Consider the following 16,786-nt stretch of genomic DNA (forward strand, 5'->3'; position numbering starts at 1 on the left):
AGCTATCCATATATTGACATAAAATAAAATATATCTTATAATGAGTTAAACAATAACTTTTAAGGAGATATATATGAAGTTTGATGCAATATATTTAATTAATTTAATATTTATATTTAGTATTACAACATTTTTGTTTATATACTTTAAAGGTTATTTTTCTAATGGTAGAAAAAGTTTTAATAAAGTTATTTTAAGCTACATAAATAAAGAAATATTTAATTACTTTATAAACTTAACATTAGATGAGTTTAATACTTATGAAAAGATAGATATTTGGCGATATTGTACCTTGTTTTAAAATGATGATGTTTATGAAAATTTTTATAAAATAAGGAGGACTTATGGACATCATTATTAATATTTTTGAAACTATGATTGAATTCTTTTATAGCTTTACTGGAGACTTTGGTATAGCTATTGTACTATTGACTTTAGGGGTTAAGCTCATTATGCTACCTTTTTCGATAAAACAAAGAATAGCTATGAAAAAGCAACTAGCTTTTAGTAAGAAGATAGAATTTGTTAAAGATAAATATAAAAATAATAAAAAGAAACAAGAGGATGAATTAAATAAGTTATATCTAGAAAGCTCTAAGGGTATGTTAGGTTGTTTAATTCCTATACTACAATTGCCAATTATTTCAGGATTATATATGTCAATTAATAGCTTGAAAGTTGAAGCTATGACAATTTTAATACCTTGGGCTATGAATATTGGGAATGCTGATGATAAGTTTATAGTACCGATAATTTATACACTTATAACTATAGCTCCAAGTATTATTTCATATTTTAGAGTATTCGGAAGTAATGAGGAACCTGCTAGTATAAAGACAGTTTTACCTATGATGATCTTAGGGGTAGTAATTACTATTAAAGCACCTATAGCACTAGGAATATATTTCATAACTTCAAGCGTATTTACTTTGATTGAAGATATTGGATTTAGGTTATATAGTAAAAATAAAGTATTTTCATAAACAGGAGGTATTTAAAGGGAGAATTCCTTTAAATACCTTTTTCAGATTGAAGAATTATTATAAAATGTATATAAGTACTATGTAAGACTAAGGTAAAAGGAAGAGAGTGAGAAAGTGAGTAGAATAAAGCATTTTGTTAAAAGAGCAGTACCTATTATTTTATTGATTTTAGCAATTAATATACCATCAAATGCCTTTGCACGGGCAGGTGGTGGCGGAGGCAGCGGAGGTGGTGGAGGTGGCGGAGGCGGTGGTGGAAGCACCTCACACCATAGTGGAAGTGCAGGCGGATATAGAAGAAGCAACCCTATTGCTTCAATAATAAATTTAGGAATGTTTTTTTGTATTTCATCAGCTGGTGTTATAGTTTTTAAAGTACAGCTTAGCAAAAAGAAAATGAAAAGTATTTCAGCAATAAAAGGCTTAAGTAAGAGTGATTATAACTGGGATTATAAAAAAATGAAAAGTGATATAGAAGAAGCTTTTTATAAAATTCAAGATGCATGGATGGAAAGAGATCAAGACATAGCAAAAGAATATATGAGCGAAAAATTATATGCTAGGCATAGTTCAAAAACTGGGTGGATGAAGGTAAGAAAAGAAAAAAATATTCTTAAAAATATGAAGTTATTAAAAGCAACTCCAATTGCAATTAAAGATAAAGATGGAACTGAAAATGATGTTGTATGGATTCATATAAGAGCTAAGGCTATAGATTATTTAATAAATGAAGAAACTGGAGATTTAATAGAAGGAAATAAATTCAAATCAGTTCCTTTTGAAGAATATTGGAAGTTTATACGAAATGAAAGAGGTTGGATACTAGACGAGATAAGGCAGTTAGATGAAATAGATGATTTAGATTTCTTTGATATTAATATAGAAAAATAAAGTATTTGTATAAATAAATATATAAATAAGAAAAGGTATTTAAAGGAAATATCCTCTAATACCTTTTCTTATTTTATTTAAATTTATCAGGAAATTGTTTTATTATTCCTTCTGATAGAATATCAGCAAAATGTATCATATGTTCCTGGCCTTTATCATAGGAGTCAATATCCTTTTTCCACTCACCATTAAGTCTATGAGTAACTTGATCTGTAACAAATTGTAGATGTTTGTGCAGCATATCCTTTAAAACTTTATTTGAGTAATTAGGATTTGCAGCACTTAAAAAATCAGCTATTTCATCTGCATTTTCATACCAAAGTTTATTATATTTATCAAAGGAAGTAGAGTCTTTACTTTTAGCAGAATCAAGAACGTTACCTGCTAGCTCTATATGTTCTCTTAATAACTTAGATAGTTTATTTCCAGCTTCTTCACCATAATAAGGTTTTATAGAATTACCAATATCATCTTGATTTTTAAGTAGTCTTTCCAATACAGGAGCCTTATCATCGAGAGAAGCAATATCACTTACAATAAAGCTTCTAGTCCATAAAACATGTTCAATCCAAAGCTGACGCTCTTTAAATTTTAAATTGCATTTTGATTTAGTTTCAACTACATCACCAAAATTGTTATTTTCTAAGGCATGAGCTTTTAATGGAATAAAGACTAAATTTAATAAAAATAAAGTCAAAAGTGATTTCTTTAAAAATTTTTTCATTTTAATTCTCCTTTAAGATTTATGTGTTACTTAATTAAAAGTACATTTATATATTCTACAAAATACTGATTTATTATTAATTTAAATTAATAAAGATATCATAAAAATATCAGTAAAGATTTTTATGATATTTGTAAAATTATTATCTCTATGGTAGTATAAATCAATGTGAGTTAATTCATACTTTTAATATTAAGATAATGGAGGAATAAACAGATGATAAATTTACCTAATTGTCCAAAATGTAATTCAGAATATACTTATGAGGATGGAAGTCTTTTAATATGTCCAGAATGTGGATATGAATGGACTTTATCTTCTGAAGATAATGTTGAAGAAGAAGGACTAGTTGTAAAAGATTCAAATGGGAATATATTAAAGGATGGAGATTCTGTAACTATAATTAAGAATCTAAAAGTTAAAGGGGCCACTTCAGATTTAAAGCAAGGAACTAAAGTTAAGAATATACGTTTAGTAGAAGGCGATCATAATATTGATTGCAAAATAGACGGATTTGGTGCTATGAAATTAAAATCCGAGTTCGTTAAAAAATTATAGTATTTGACAAAATTCTTTTTTGGTTGTAATATATAAGTAAATAATGGAAATAAAATTCTATGAAGAGAAAAAGTAAATTATTATTTTGTTCAAAAGAGAGTTGGTATTTGCTGAAAGCCAATGTTCAAAAATTAATTGAAAATCATCTCTGAGAATCAATGCTGAAATTTTAGTAAGTATTGACGGAGTCTTTCACCGTTAAAAGATAAGCATATTGATAGATATGTAACTAAGTGCTATAAATTAGTTTTATACTAAGTTTATAGAATTAGGGTGGTAACGCGGATATTTCCGTCCCTTGTTTTAAGGGACGGTTTTTTTGTGCTTAAAAATAGACTAGATATTTAAGTTGAGTTTATTTCTGTTTTTTATTATTAATAAAATACAATAGGGGGAATTAATATGAAAAACTTATCAAAAAAAGATTTATTATTTATTGGACTTATGCTTTTTTCACTATTTTTTGGAGCAGGAAACTTAATATTTCCACCTTTTATGGGAGAAGCAGCTGGAGAGAAAACTTGGATAGTATTACTTGGATTCTCTGTTACAGCAGTAGGTTTTCCAGTATTAGGTGTTATAGCGGTAGCTAAATCAGGGGGGCTTACTAATTTAGCTAAAAGAGTTAATCCAATATTTGCAACAATATTTACTATTTTAATATATTTATCTATCGGTCCAGGATTAGGGATTCCAAGGGCTGGAAGTTTACCTTTTGAAATGGCAGTAGCACCATACTTACCTGAAAGCTTTTCATTAAAACTAGCATTATTTATATATACACTTATTTTCTTTGCTATAGCATATTGGTTATCAATGTCACCTGGCAAGCTTGTAGATCGTATGGGGAAAATCTTAACTCCAGCCTTACTTTTTTTAATTTTAATTATGCTAATTGGATCATTTATTAAGCCATTAGGGGGATATGGAGTAGCTGTTAATGGATATGAAGTATCATCATTTTTTAAAGGATTTATAGATGGTTACTTAACAATGGATACTATAGCAGCTTTAAACTTTGGTATAGTTATTGCACTAGCCATAAGATCAAAAGGAGTAAGTGATGATAAAGCGGTAGTTTCATTATCTATAAAAGCAGGTTTAATTGCTGGAGTTTTACTTGCTATTATATATGGAATGTTAGCACATTTAGGCGCTACTAGCGGTGGTAGATTCGGATTAATGGAAAATGGCGCTCAAACATTAACGAATATAACTATGTACATATTTGGTAAACCTGGGGCAGTATTATTGGCTTCAATATTTACCTTAGCATGCTTAACTACTTCAGTTGGACTTATAACTTCATGTAGTCAGTATTTTTCAACATTTACTAGTAAAATATCTTATGAGAATTGGGTAAGAATACTAACTGTTTTTAGTATGTTAGTTGCAAATATGGGACTAACTAAAATACTTAGTATATCAGTTCCTATATTAAATGCTATTTATCCAATTGCAATAATGTTAATTGTACTTTCAATGTTTGACTTTGTATTTAAAAGTAATAAATACATCTATGGACTAACAATATTATTTACTGGAGTAGTAAGTATAATTGATGCTATGGGACAAGCGGGATTAGCTAAAGATAGTTTACTAAAGATAATTTCATACTTCCCACTTTACAATGAAGGACTAGCTTGGATAGTTCCAGCTATATTAGGAATAGTTATAGGATTAGCAATTAAATTATTCAAAGAAGATTTTAGGGCTAAAAGAAATATCCAAGAAGAATTAAGTAATTAAGACGTATTGATATATAAGTTGTAATATAGGTTCAACTTTTTAGTGGATTGTACTTGTTAGCAAAATATTTAATATATTTAGTTGTTTTAATAGTTTATATAAATTTAAATATTATGCTTTTAATTTAGATAATTTATGTAAAAGTATCTTTAATATATAATTTTACAAGACTCTACATGTAGATTATTTATTGAAATATATATAATAATATAAAAAAGTCATATATAATAATGAAAATTATTTATATATGGCTTTTTTAGTATTCTTGTAATGTTTTTGAAATTATTAATAATACCCTTATAGCATAATAATACTTATAAGAGGGTACAAATATCAATGAAAAAGTATATAAATTCGCCTATAATTAGTACATACAGATAGCAAATTCTGTATGGGAGGTTGAAATTATGAATAATAAAAATGTTAATATTAGAAAAGGTAACTATAGTGATATAGATGCAATAGCAAATTTAATTTATTTCACAGAAGTAAACCCTGGAGATGTATGAGGGGGAGAATCTAAAGAAGAAACTTTAGAGAATTTAAAAACCCTAATAAAAACGAAAGAATCAAGATATAGTACAGACTATATAACTGTTGCTGAATTAGACGGTAAAGTAGTTGGTGCAATTATATTAATTCCTTATGATAAGTTAGATAAATTAAGTATTGAAACTTATTTAAAGCAGTTTAATAAAATTGAAGGAGTTTCAGAAAAGTTATATTACGTAGTAAATTCCTTAAAATACTTAATTTTTAGAGAGTGTAGAAGAGGAAACTTATATATTGCTAATATTGCTACAAGTGAAAGTGCAAGAGGACTTGGAATAGGTAAGTTACTTATGATGCATGCAGAGAAAGTGGCTAAGAGAGAAGACTTTGAAGGTATATCTTTACTTGCAAAGAATGAAAAAGTATCAAAATTCTATGAAAAACTGAATTATAATACGATTTTTGATAGAGTCCTTTTAGGTGAAAGAGTAATAAAAATGGCGAAAGCTTTTTAATATAAATATAAGCTTCTTAGATTAGCTAGGAGGTTTTTTTTTCTTTTGTTAAAGGAAGGAATTATGAGGGATAGAGATAATATATTAGTAACAACCATTTTACTCAAAGTATTATTTTTATGGTAAAATTGATAATATAATTAAAATAAATGTAATTTTAAAATGGAGTTGATAATATGGAATATAAGGTATTTGATGAAACAATTGTATTAAGGCTAGAAAAAGGCGAGGAAGTTATAGAGACAATTAAGAAGCTTTGTGAAAAAGAAGATATTAAAGCAGGTTCAATTTCAGGTCTTGGGGCAACTAATCACGTAGTTGTAGGGCTTTTTAAAGTATATGAAAAGAAATACTATTCTAATACTTTTGAAGAAGATTTTGAAATAACAAATTTAACTGGAAATATATCTAGAATGAATGGTGAAGTATATTTACATATACATGGTACTTTTGCAAATATTGAAGGCAAATGTATTGGTGGACATTTAAATAAGGCTGTTATAAGTGCGACTTCAGAAATAATAATTAATAAAATAAATGGTGAAGTAGAAAGAAAGTTTAGTGAAGAAATAGGACTTAACTTGATTGAATTTTAATTGTTGGGTTGGTGCATAGAAAATAGGTGATATTAAATTAATCAAGGCTATGAAGTAGTATATAAAATATGTAAATAGTTTATAGAAGTTAATAAATTTATAGAAGTAATAAAAGCCGCTAATCTTTTAGAGATTGGTGGCAATTTTTATTAAGAAAACTAAAGTGTAAAAAGAAGTGTGAAAGTTTAGAAAATTTATTTAGAAAACTTATTGACATAAATAAAATAAGCATGTATTATAAATATAAAGAATTGATAACAATTATCAATTGATTAATTAGAATGTGTTTACTTTTAAATCATTTTTCTCATTAATTTTTAATATTTACCCCTATATAAGAATCCTAGAATAGATTAGGATTCTTTTTTATGTTTTTACAGCAGAGTATAAATAATTGAAATTATATTGCTTCCATTTCTAAAAATAAAGTTTTAATATTTTTATAAACTTCTATCCAGTTATAAACTCTTTTAATATTACTATTTAGTGGTTCTCTATTATAATTTGTATCTAATAGAAGAACGTAAAAACCAGCTTCTGAAAGTTCAATAGCATTTTTATAGTTGTCTTCTATAAATATATCACAAGATAATTCTTTCGCTTTATTAACTTTGTAATGACTTCCAAGTAAAAATAAGTTGTCGTAATGAATAAAATTTTTTCTTAAATATTCATGGGTAATAAGTGTTAAGTCTTTTTCTCTAGCAGTTATAAAGTGCAAGTTTGAAAATAGCATTAATTTATCTATAATTAGTTTTACATCATCTCGTAACTTTTGAGTTGAATGAATTTCATACTTATACTTTTCATAAAATTCTAAATAACTTTCCTCACTTACTCCCATTACTTCAGAAATAGAATATTTAGTTATATCTTTTTCAGTAATGTTAGTTTTAAAATGTTTATTACAACAATCCAACCAATAGTATGGCTCTGTTATTGTTCCATCAATATCAATACCTATATTAAGTTTTTTCATTTTTTACCTCCTTAAGTTATAGATTAATGTTATAGTAAAATTTAATAGTTAAATTTTTATTAAAGATAAGTTAAAGTTGAATGTTTTAAAGTTATATAATAAAACATATAAATATAAGGAAATCTAAATCCATTAAAAATTAGATTTCCTTATACTATTAAGAATTGTTATATTTTATATAATTTAATAATAAACTATTAAGTTATTAAATTATAGATAATAAAATTATCTCCATAAGATATTTTCAGGCATATCTTCTAAAACAGTATTTAAAATATCTACTATAGTATCTTTTTTTACATTTGAAGAAGATAAAAGTTGTTTATACTTCTTGCTACCTTTTACTCCTTGGAATAAGCTATGTAAAGGTGAAACTAATGCATGAACACTACTTCCTTTTTCAAGTTCTTCAATTATGTAAGGAATATATGATTTTATAGCTTCTCCCCTAGAAATAGGTTTCTTATCTTTAGAGTAATCATAAAGTTTGAAAAAGTTTGCTAAAAGATAGCAGTCTTCATAAGCAGATCTTCCAATCATTACTCCATCGACTTTAGTTAATGCTGATTTTATATCTTCAATAGTTTTAAAACCACCATTAATTTCTATGTTTAAATAATCAAACTCATCTTTGAGTCTATAAACCATATTATAGTCCAAAGGTGGAATTTCTCTATTATCCTTAGGACTTAATCCTTTAAGAATTGCAGAACGAGCATGAATTGTGTATCTGTCTGGTTTAGCCCTCGATATAGTATCTAAAAAGTCTAAAAGGTCATTATAGCTTTTCATAATTATTTTATCGCTTGTATCCTCTAAAATACCTGTGCCATCAATTCCAATTCTATGCTTTATTGTAACTGGTTTATTTGTTGCTTCCTTCATAGCTGATAAAATTTCATAAACTAAGTTTTTAGAAGACATCAAGGCTGCCCCCATTAAATTACCTGAAACTCTATCAGAGGGACAACCGCAGTTTAAATTTATTTCGCTATAATTAAATTCTTCAGCTAACTTTACAGCTTTATATGCATCTTCTGGATTTGAAGTAGCAATTTGAAGAGCAACTGGACCTTCTTCTTCCCTAAAATATAGAATTTTATTTATATCTCCATGTATTATAGACTGAGCAGTTACCATTTCTGTATATAAAAGAGCTTCTTCAGTTAGAATTCTTGCAAAATATCTAAAGTGCCTATGAGTTTTATCAACCATAGGGGCAATACTAACTTTAGGAGTCACAATATTTGATATATATTTTTCCATTAGATTTCCTTTCTATGTATACTTAAGTATTTAAATATCACTTTATTATATAATAAGATATGAATATATAATAGGTAAATTTTTTTGTAAATTATAATAAAATAAAAAGGGTTGTCCTAAAGACAACCCAAATAAAATTCTTTGTTTTTTATTCTGCAAAAGCACATTGGAATTTATTTCTTTTTATAAGTACTTATCATTAATAGTGAAATTAATATAGCAAGTAGGAATCCTCTAGCTATATTAAAGCCAACAATTCCAAGACCTAAGAAATCAATTAAGACATAACCTATTATGTAAATTGTACAACAAATTACAACCCATATAACTTTTCCTTTTGTCTCCTTAGGGATTTTAAACTTAAGCTTGTCTTTAGAAATTAAATATCTTATTATTCCGTTAAAAATTAAACTGAAAATTATAAATGATGCTATAAGAATAAGTGTATTTTTCAAATTAATTGCTCCTTTCAGTGTTATAACAATATTATAACATCTTTTAACTGATAAATTGTAACTATATTATGAATATAAATATTATTATAGAATATTTAAAAAATTAAATTGAAATCGTTGACAATGGATTGGTGAATTGGTATAATTTTATTATAGCAATGGATGGTGATTGTTTAAGTACAAGCTATACCTATTTATATGTAAAATATCTAACCGATGGTTGGGTCTATTTTATATATAAATAGGTTTTTTTATTTAATTATATAAGTTGTAATAAAGTTTTTACATGTTATTAAGTTAGTTCATGTGTAAAATATTTTGGACATAAAATTGCATAATCAACTTATATATTAACTTCTAATTGTAGTTTTAGTAAGGAGGGCTTATGAGGATAGATAAAATTCTAAATAATAATGCTATTGTTGTAAAAGAAGGCAATAAAGAAAAAATTGTTATGGGTTGTGGTCTAGCTTTTAAGAAGAAAGTTGGAGATGAAGTACCAGAAGATAAGGTTGATAAAACATTTTTACTATCTAATAAAGACATAAGTAATAAGTTCCAAGAGTTAGTTTCAGATATTCCTATGGAGTATATTGAATTAGCTGAAAGGATAATTGTACTTGCAAAGACACAATTAGGAAAAAAACTTAATGAAAGTATATATTTATCTCTAGTAGATCATATTTATACAGCAGTAAAAAGATATCTTGAAGGAGTAGAAGTTAAAAATGCTTTGCTTTGGGAGATAAAAAGGTTTTATAAAGAAGAATATCCTATAGGCCTTAAGGCTTTAGATATGATTGAAGAAGAATTTAAGGTAAGATTACCAGATGATGAAGCAGGATTCATTGCATTACACATAGTAAATTCGCAAATGGATGGTAATGATAAAGAAATAAAGAGGACATATAAGATAACAAAAGTAATTCAAGAAATTTCAAATATAGTTAAATATAATTTTAAGATTACCTTTAATGAGGATTCAGTATATTATTATAGATTTATATCTCATTTAAAGTTTTTTGCAGATAGATTATTTACTGAAAAAACCTTTAATGACGAAAATAATGATGACTTATTTGAAATTATTAAAAATAAATATAAGAGTTCTTATGAATGTGTAGAAAAAATTTCTAAGTTTATTAATGAAAAATATGATTACACAGTATCCGATGAAGAAAAACTATATCTTACTATTCACATAGAAAGAGTTGTTTATAAAACCACAAAGTAAAGGGGGGTAGTTTATTTCAAGTATTATTTATTAACTTATGGATGGTGACATTAAGTTGGCTATACCTTCATATTTCAAAATTAAGAAAATGGAGGATTATTAAAATGAGTAAGTATGAAAACTTAGCAAAAGAAATTATTAAAAATGTTGGTGGAAAAGAAAATATCAATGGCTTAACTCACTGTATAACACGTTTAAGATTTAAGCTAAAGGATGAAAGTAAGGCAAATGATGATATCTTAAAAAATATGGATGGTGTTGTTACAGTTATGCATAGTGCAGGACAATATCAAGTAGTTATAGGAAATCATGTTCCTTATGTTTATGAGGATGTATGTCAATTAGCTAATATATCTTCTGATAAAGAGGAAGAAGGATCAACTAGTGGAGTATTTAATAAAGTGATAGATATTATAAGTGGTTGTTTCCAACCATTCCTAGGTGCTTTATGTGCAGCTGGTATGATAAAGGGCTTAAATGCATTATTAGTTTTTCTTGGATTATACACTCAAGCAGATGGAGGATATATATTACTTAATGCTATTGGAGATGCAATATTCTACTTTATGCCAATGATTATTGGATATACAGCATCTAAAAAGTTCAAGCTTAATCCTTTTGTAGGAATGGTTATTGGAGCGGCTTTATGCTATCCAGCTATTCAAAAGTCAGCTTTAGCAGTAGGTGAACCTATAATGACATTGTTTAAGGGTACCTTTGCAGAAAGTCCAGTATATACAACTTTCTTTGGGATACCTCTTTTAGCACAAGATTATACAAGTAGTGTAGTACCTGTAATAGTTATTGTATGGTTTGCAAGTAAGCTTCAAAAGTTAGGTAAGAAGTTTATTCCTGAAGTTATTCAAAACTTCTTTGTACCAGTATTTGTTTTAATAATTGCACTTCCAATAGGATTCTTAGCAATTGGACCTGTAGTTTCTATTGCAACTAACTTAGTAGGTGTTGGATTTAGCACACTATATAATTTCTCACCAATAGTATGTGGTATCTTAGTTGGATTCTTCTGGCAGCTATTAGTAATCTTTGGATTACATTGGGGATTAATACCTCTAGCTATGGTGAATTTAGGAACTCTTGGATATGATACTATCTTAACAGGTATGTTTGGTGCTTCATTTGCACAAACAGCTGTAGTATTTGCTATGTTCTTTAAGTTAAAAAATAAGAAAGAAAAAGAATTATGTATGCCTGCAGTAATTTCAGGTATTTGTGGTGTTACAGAACCAGCTATTTATGGTATTACTTTACCTAAGAAGACACCTTTTATTTATTCAATGATAGGTGGAGCAGCGGGTGGAGCTGTTATGGGAGCTATGCAAGCTAAAGGTTATACTATGGGTGGACTTGGAATCTTCGGAGTAGTAAATTATATAAACCCTACCAATAATGATGCTAGTGGAATGTTTGCTTCATTTATATGTATTGCAGTTTCAGCAGTAGTTGGTTTTGTATTAACTTATTTCTTCTGGAAGGATAAGTCAGTATTAGTTGAAGAAAATATATCTAATTCTAAAAAGAATATTAAAGTAGGTAAAGAAACAGTAAAATCACCTATAACAGGAACAGTTAAGCTTTTATCAAAAGTTAAAGATGATGCTTTTGCAAAAGAAGCTTTAGGTAAAGGAATTGCAATAGATCCAAAGGAAGGCAAAGTAGTAGCACCTTTTAATGGAACAGTAATGACAATATTCCCAACCAAACATGCTATAGGATTAATATCAGATAATGGAATGGAAATACTAATTCATATAGGATTAGATACAGTTCAGCTTGATGGAAAATATTTTGAAAGCTATGTAAAACAAGGAGATAAAGTTAAAGCAGGCGATACGTTAGTTACTTTCGATATAGAAGCTATTAAAAAAGAAGGATATAGTTTAGAGACTCCAGTAATAGTAACTAATTCATCAGATTATATAGATTTTATAGAAACTGAAAAGAAATCAATTAGAATAAATGAAGATTTATTAACTGTATTAATTTAGTTTTAATGAGGAGGAAAAGATATGGGATTTAGAGAAGATTTTTTATGGGGAGGAGCAACAGCTGCTAATCAATGCGAAGGTGGTTATAATGAAGGGGGAAGAGGACTTGCCAATGTAGATGTAGTTCCTATTGGTAAAGATAGATTCCCTATTATTGCCGGGGAAATGAAGATGTTTGATTTTGATGACGAACATTTCTATCCAGCAAAAGAAGCCATAAATATGTATCATACTTTTAAAGAAGATATTAAGCTATTTGCAGAAATGGGATTTAAAACTTATAGATGTTCAATTGCTTGGAGTAGAATTTTCCCAAAAGGAGATGAAGATACTCCAAATGAAGAAGGATTAAAATACTATGAAGAGTTATTTAAGGAATGTAAGAAGTATGGAATTGAACCATTAGTTACAATAACTCACTTTGATTGTCCAATGCACTTAATTAAAACTTATGGTGCTTGGAGAAGTAGAAAAATGATAGGTTTCTATGAAAACTTATGTAATGCTATATTCAATAGATATAAAGGTTTAGTTAAGTATTGGCTAACATTTAATGAAATTAATATGATACTTCATGCACCTTTTATGGGAGCAGGTATATGCTTTGAAGATGGTGAAAACAAAGAACAAGTTAAGTACCAAGCAGCTCACCATGAGTTAGTAGCAAGTGCCTTAGCTACTAAGATTGCTCATGAAGTTGACCCGGATATGATGGTTGGATGTATGCTTGCAGCTGGAGACACTTATCCATATACTTGTAAACCAGAAGATGTTTTAGAAGCTATGAATAAAAATAGAGAAAACTATTTCTTTATAGATGTTCAATCAAGAGGCAAATACCCAGCTTATGCATTAAAGGAAATGGAAAGAAAGGGTATAAAAATAGATATAACTGAAGATGATAAGGAACTATTAAAAAATAATACAGTAGACTTTATTTCCTTCTCATATTATTCTTCAAGATGTGCAAGTGCTGATCCAGAAGTAAATAAATTAACAGAAGGTAATGTATTTGCATCTTTAAAAAATCCACATTTAAAGGCTAGTGAATGGGGATGGCAAATAGATCCATTAGGATTAAGAATTACATTAAATACTATATATGATAGATATCAAAAACCACTATTTATAGTAGAAAATGGTTTAGGAGCTGTTGATGTTCCAGATGAAAATGGTTATGTAGAAGATGACTATAGAATTCAGTATTTAAAAGAGCACATATTAGCTATGAAGGATGCAGTTGATTTAGATGGAGTAGATTTACTTGGATATACTACATGGGGCTGTATAGACTTAGTTAGTGCTGGAACTGGTGAAATGAAAAAGCGTTATGGATTTATCTATGTAGATAGAGATAACGAAGGGAAGGGAACTTTAAAGAGAACTAAGAAAAAGAGCTTTGACTGGTATAAGAAAGTTATAGCTTCAAATGGTGAAGATCTTTAATTAAAAGAAACCTAAATTATTTTTTGTTTATAGTAGAAGATAGTTTATTTTAGTTCTAGAAGTTATATGATAAGTAAATATATATTAAAAAAAGAGTAGGTTAACCATGGGTTAATCTGCTCTTTTTTCATTAATATTTATAATGTAATATTTTTAAGGCTTACAGGATATTTCTTATATATGCTTGAAATTAATATATGACCAAGAATTATACTTGAAACTATATATAGTATTAGAGTATTTCATTGTGTAAGGAATGATTATAGGAGTTAAAAGAGATATTGAAAAGATTAATAAGGGTAAATATTCATTTGAGAAAAATAAATCATATAAAAATCTATTATAGACTATTGTATAAAAAAGTATTATTCTTATATATTGGGAGTCTAGTTAGTAGGATCACAAATGGTGATGACGAACAATGAGTAATGAAAAATATAACCCAAATATTATAGGAACTAATCCAGGCGCGTAGCAGTGCTTAGATTCCACTTATAGAAGGTGGGAGTGTTAGCAATGGTAGCCATCGGATAAATAATACAGATGATGCAGGAGGTTTACATGCAGACTACATATTTAAAGAGTATTTTTGAAGATAAGAAGTTTATAAAAAAGACAATTGCCATTGGAATTCCTATTGCTGTGCAAGCACTTTTGAATACAACTCTAAATCTTGTTGATACTATGATGATAGGAACTTTAGGGGAAAGCACTATAGCAGCAGTTGGACTTGCTAATAAGGTGTTTTTTGTTTTTACATTATTACTATTTGGAATTGTAAGTGGTTCATCTATTTTAACAGCCCAATATTGGGGGAAAAGAGATGTTAAAAATATTAGAAGAGTTCTTGGAATATCATTAATTATTGGACTATCTGGGGCATTTATTTTTATGCTTGCAGGATTATTTATTCCAAAGACTGTTATGAGTATTTTCACTCCAAGCGAAGGAACTATTTCAATAGGGGCATCTTATTTAGCAATTGTTGCTTTAAGCTATCCATTAACTGCAATTACAAATTGTTATATTTCTCTTTTAAGAGCTACTAACAAAGTTAAAGCACCTGTTTTTATTAGTGTAGTTTCTATTTTAGTTAATGTGGTATTAAATTATACCCTTATTTATGGTAATTTTGGAGCTCCAAAACTTGGGGTTCAAGGGGCAGCTATTGCTACAGTAATTGCAAGATTAGTTGAATGTATTTCTATTTTAGCAGTTGTATATATTAGTAGAGGTCCTGCTGCAGCTAAGATTAAAGAATTAGTTACTTTTGACAAGGAGTTTGTAAAGAAATACTTTGTAACAGTATCTCCTGTTATAGCTAATGAGTTTATGTGGGGACTTGGAGTAACTATGTATTCATTAGTTTATGGAAGAATGGGAGATGAGGCTGTAGCAGCTATTACAATAACTCAAAACGTTGAGCAGATTTGCGTTGTTATATTCCAAGGGTTAAGTGCAGCAACAGCTGTTATATTAGGAAATGAGCTTGGAGCTAATAAAATAAAAGATGCAGAAAGACACTCAAAAAGCTTTTTTGTACTTCAATTTATGTTAACTATTGTAATGGGAATGGTATGTTTATTAATAAGGACGCCATTAATTAACTTATTCTCAGTACCAGAAAATATAGCAGTTGATATTACTAGATGTTTAACAGTATTTGTTTGCTACCTTCCTTTTAGAATGTTTAACTTAATCAACATAGTAGGCGTTCTAAGAAGTGGTGGAGATACAAAAGCATCCCTTTTACTAGATATAACAGGAGTATGGTGTGTTGGAATACCATTTGCATTTTTAGGCGGAATAGTACTTGGATTGCCAATATATTATGTTTATGCAATGATAACAATTGAAGAAGTATATAAATTTATTTTAGGATTAAGAAGATATAAGCAAAAGAAATGGCTTAGAAATATAATTGAGGCTTAAATATAAGCATATTTAGAGTAAGGGGGCATTTAAATGAATGAAACTGTAACTAAGGAAGAAGAGGCGTATAGGCAAGGAATAATTAAATCTTTTAGGAATAAGGTACCAAGTCATAAGATAACTTCTGAATCTTTAAGACTTGGAATAATCCTTGCAATAATTGGAGGATTCTTAGATGCATACACATTTATAAGTAGAGGTGGAGTATTTGCTAATGCTGAAACTGGGAATATGGTTTTACTAGCATTAGGAATTACTAATGGAAATTATAAAAATGCATTAATGGCAGCTATACAAATATTGTTTTTTATAATAGGAGTATTAGTTACTGAAGGAATTAGGGACTTTTCTAGTAGAAGATATAATGGGTATGATAAAGCAGAAAAGTTAATATTAATTATTGAAGCTACTGTTTTATTTATAATTGGATTTATACCAGAATCCGTTCCAGATATTTTTGTTACAAGCACTATAGCATTTGTGTCTTCAGTTCAAATTTCCTCTTTTAGGAGATTAGTAGATTCACCTTATAGTACTACTATGTGTACTGGGAACTTAAGAACTGCATCACAGTCAGCATATTTAGCTATAGTAAAAAAAGATACAGAAGCATTTACTAGAGCAATAAGATATTCACTTATAATTTTAGCCTTTTTAATTGGAGCAGCAGTTGGTGGAGGATTAACATTTTTTATAGGTGTAAAATCAATATGGCTATGCTCTTTACTATTGGTATTATCTAAAATAATTTATACTATTGATGAGCATAGATTTAAAAAATAGAATTATATTTTATGCAAATAAATTTTGTTGAAATAATTTTAACGTTCGTGTATAATACTTTTAAAACGGCTCGTATATCATCGATAATATGGATCGAAAGTTTCTACCTGCTAACCGTAAATTTGCAGACTACGAGGGATTTGACTTAATTGCGTAACAGATTTATGGAATTTTAAT

16 protein-coding genes, 1 riboswitch and 1 other annotated feature are annotated in these 16,786 nt (G+C 28.0%); of the genes, 12 read left to right on the forward strand and 4 right to left on the reverse strand.

What is annotated here, in order from left to right; all coding sequences use genetic code 11:
- The first annotated feature begins 73 nt into the window (after positions 1-73).
- From E5347_RS01230 to E5347_RS01240, 3 genes are all read left to right on the forward strand, one after another.
- The gene (locus tag E5347_RS01230) at positions 74-301 is read left to right on the forward strand and encodes a hypothetical protein (protein WP_136003768.1); all 228 of its coding nucleotides are present in this window, start codon (positions 74-76) and stop codon (positions 299-301) included.
- A gap of 43 nt (positions 302-344) precedes the next feature.
- Positions 345-983, forward strand: a complete 639-nt coding sequence (yidC, locus tag E5347_RS01235; protein ID WP_136003770.1) for a membrane protein insertase YidC — start codon at positions 345-347, stop codon at positions 981-983.
- A gap of 114 nt (positions 984-1,097) precedes the next feature.
- Positions 1,098-1,874, forward strand: a complete 777-nt coding sequence (locus E5347_RS01240) for a Tim44 domain-containing protein (protein ID WP_136003772.1) — start codon at positions 1,098-1,100, stop codon at positions 1,872-1,874.
- Between the two features lie 73 nt (positions 1,875-1,947).
- Here E5347_RS01240 and E5347_RS01245 read toward each other — a convergent pair whose 3' ends face one another.
- A complete protein-coding gene (locus E5347_RS01245) occupies positions 1,948-2,598 on the reverse strand; it encodes a glycosyltransferase (RefSeq protein WP_136003774.1) in 651 nt (216 codons plus the stop codon).
- 216 nt (positions 2,599-2,814) lie between these two features.
- Here E5347_RS01245 and E5347_RS01250 point away from each other — a divergent pair, with 216 nt between their 5' ends.
- The 4 genes from E5347_RS01250 to E5347_RS01265 all read left to right on the forward strand — a co-directional run bounded on the left by E5347_RS01250 (position 2,815) and on the right by E5347_RS01265 (position 6,508).
- The gene (locus tag E5347_RS01250) at positions 2,815-3,156 is read left to right on the forward strand and encodes a zinc ribbon domain-containing protein YjdM (RefSeq protein ID WP_136003776.1); all 342 of its coding nucleotides are present in this window, start codon (positions 2,815-2,817) and stop codon (positions 3,154-3,156) included.
- A gap of 50 nt (positions 3,157-3,206) precedes the next feature.
- Positions 3,207-3,458 (forward strand) — a binding site (T-box leader).
- Positions 3,459-3,558: 100 nt separating this feature from the next.
- Entirely contained in the window at positions 3,559-4,905 is a 1,347-nt protein-coding gene (brnQ, locus tag E5347_RS01255) for a branched-chain amino acid transport system II carrier protein (RefSeq protein ID WP_136003779.1), read from the forward strand.
- 590 nt (positions 4,906-5,495) lie between these two features.
- Positions 5,496-5,912, forward strand: coding sequence for a GNAT family N-acetyltransferase (locus E5347_RS01260; protein WP_341472506.1), 417 nt, complete (start codon positions 5,496-5,498; stop codon positions 5,910-5,912).
- A gap of 176 nt (positions 5,913-6,088) precedes the next feature.
- The gene (locus E5347_RS01265; RefSeq protein WP_136003783.1) at positions 6,089-6,508 is read left to right on the forward strand and encodes a PPC domain-containing DNA-binding protein; all 420 of its coding nucleotides are present in this window, start codon (positions 6,089-6,091) and stop codon (positions 6,506-6,508) included.
- 400 nt (positions 6,509-6,908) lie between these two features.
- Here the strand turns inward: E5347_RS01265 and E5347_RS01270 are convergent, their stop codons facing one another.
- From E5347_RS01270 to E5347_RS01280, 3 genes are all read right to left on the reverse strand, one after another.
- Positions 6,909-7,487: a 5' nucleotidase, NT5C type gene (locus E5347_RS01270; RefSeq protein WP_136003785.1), complete on the reverse strand. Its 579-nt coding sequence runs from the start codon at positions 7,485-7,487 to the stop codon at positions 6,909-6,911.
- A 225-nt stretch (positions 7,488-7,712) separates the two neighbouring features.
- Entirely contained in the window at positions 7,713-8,753 is a 1,041-nt protein-coding gene (gene dusA / locus E5347_RS01275; RefSeq protein WP_136003786.1) for a tRNA dihydrouridine(20/20a) synthase DusA, read from the reverse strand.
- 173 nt (positions 8,754-8,926) lie between these two features.
- Complete coding sequence (locus tag E5347_RS01280; RefSeq protein WP_136003788.1) at positions 8,927-9,208, reverse strand: hypothetical protein; 282 nt, start codon at positions 9,206-9,208, stop codon at positions 8,927-8,929.
- Positions 9,209-9,593: 385 nt separating this feature from the next.
- On the opposite strand from E5347_RS01280, the gene licT reads away from it, so the two are divergent.
- From licT to E5347_RS01305, 5 genes are all read left to right on the forward strand, one after another.
- Complete coding sequence (gene licT, locus E5347_RS01285) at positions 9,594-10,442, forward strand: BglG family transcription antiterminator LicT (RefSeq protein ID WP_136003790.1); 849 nt, start codon at positions 9,594-9,596, stop codon at positions 10,440-10,442.
- 104 nt (positions 10,443-10,546) lie between these two features.
- A complete protein-coding gene (locus E5347_RS01290) occupies positions 10,547-12,448 on the forward strand; it encodes a beta-glucoside-specific PTS transporter subunit IIABC (protein WP_136003792.1) in 1,902 nt (633 codons plus the stop codon).
- Between the two features lie 21 nt (positions 12,449-12,469).
- A complete protein-coding gene (locus tag E5347_RS01295) occupies positions 12,470-13,894 on the forward strand; it encodes a 6-phospho-beta-glucosidase (RefSeq protein ID WP_136003794.1) in 1,425 nt (474 codons plus the stop codon).
- A 561-nt stretch (positions 13,895-14,455) separates the two neighbouring features.
- On the forward strand, positions 14,456-15,826 hold the full coding sequence (locus tag E5347_RS01300) for an MATE family efflux transporter (protein ID WP_136003796.1): 1,371 nt from the start codon (positions 14,456-14,458) through the stop codon (positions 15,824-15,826).
- A gap of 33 nt (positions 15,827-15,859) precedes the next feature.
- Positions 15,860-16,609, forward strand: coding sequence for a YoaK family protein (locus E5347_RS01305; protein ID WP_136003798.1), 750 nt, complete (start codon positions 15,860-15,862; stop codon positions 16,607-16,609).
- Between the two features lie 50 nt (positions 16,610-16,659).
- Positions 16,660-16,761, forward strand: a riboswitch (purine riboswitch).
- The last annotated feature ends 25 nt before the right edge of the window (positions 16,762-16,786 follow it).

Source organism: Clostridium sartagoforme (assembly GCF_004794105.1).
Lineage (GTDB): Bacteria > Bacillota > Clostridia > Clostridiales > Clostridiaceae > Clostridium > Clostridium sartagoforme_B.

Excerpts from the sequence above, each read along its gene's own strand:
- licT (WP_136003790.1), top strand. The coding sequence starts at position 9,594 with ATGAGGATAGATAAAATTCTAAATAATAATGCTATTGTTGTAAAAGAA.
- E5347_RS01270 (WP_136003785.1), bottom strand. The coding sequence starts at position 7,487 with ATGAAAAAACTTAATATAGGTATTGATATTGATGGAACAATAACAGAG.
- E5347_RS01295 (WP_136003794.1), top strand. The coding sequence starts at position 12,470 with ATGGGATTTAGAGAAGATTTTTTATGGGGAGGAGCAACAGCTGCTAAT.
- E5347_RS01265 (WP_136003783.1), top strand. The coding sequence starts at position 6,089 with ATGGAATATAAGGTATTTGATGAAACAATTGTATTAAGGCTAGAAAAA.
- E5347_RS01250 (WP_136003776.1), top strand. The coding sequence starts at position 2,815 with ATGATAAATTTACCTAATTGTCCAAAATGTAATTCAGAATATACTTAT.
- E5347_RS01230 (WP_136003768.1), top strand. The coding sequence starts at position 74 with ATGAAGTTTGATGCAATATATTTAATTAATTTAATATTTATATTTAGT.
- E5347_RS01245 (WP_136003774.1), bottom strand. The coding sequence starts at position 2,598 with ATGAAAAAATTTTTAAAGAAATCACTTTTGACTTTATTTTTATTAAAT.
- E5347_RS01305 (WP_136003798.1), top strand. The coding sequence starts at position 15,860 with ATGAATGAAACTGTAACTAAGGAAGAAGAGGCGTATAGGCAAGGAATA.
- E5347_RS01290 (WP_136003792.1), top strand. The coding sequence starts at position 10,547 with ATGAGTAAGTATGAAAACTTAGCAAAAGAAATTATTAAAAATGTTGGT.
- dusA (WP_136003786.1), bottom strand. The coding sequence starts at position 8,753 with ATGGAAAAATATATATCAAATATTGTGACTCCTAAAGTTAGTATTGCC.
- yidC (WP_136003770.1), top strand. The coding sequence starts at position 345 with ATGGACATCATTATTAATATTTTTGAAACTATGATTGAATTCTTTTAT.
- E5347_RS01300 (WP_136003796.1), top strand. The coding sequence starts at position 14,456 with ATGCAGACTACATATTTAAAGAGTATTTTTGAAGATAAGAAGTTTATA.
- brnQ (WP_136003779.1), top strand. The coding sequence starts at position 3,559 with ATGAAAAACTTATCAAAAAAAGATTTATTATTTATTGGACTTATGCTT.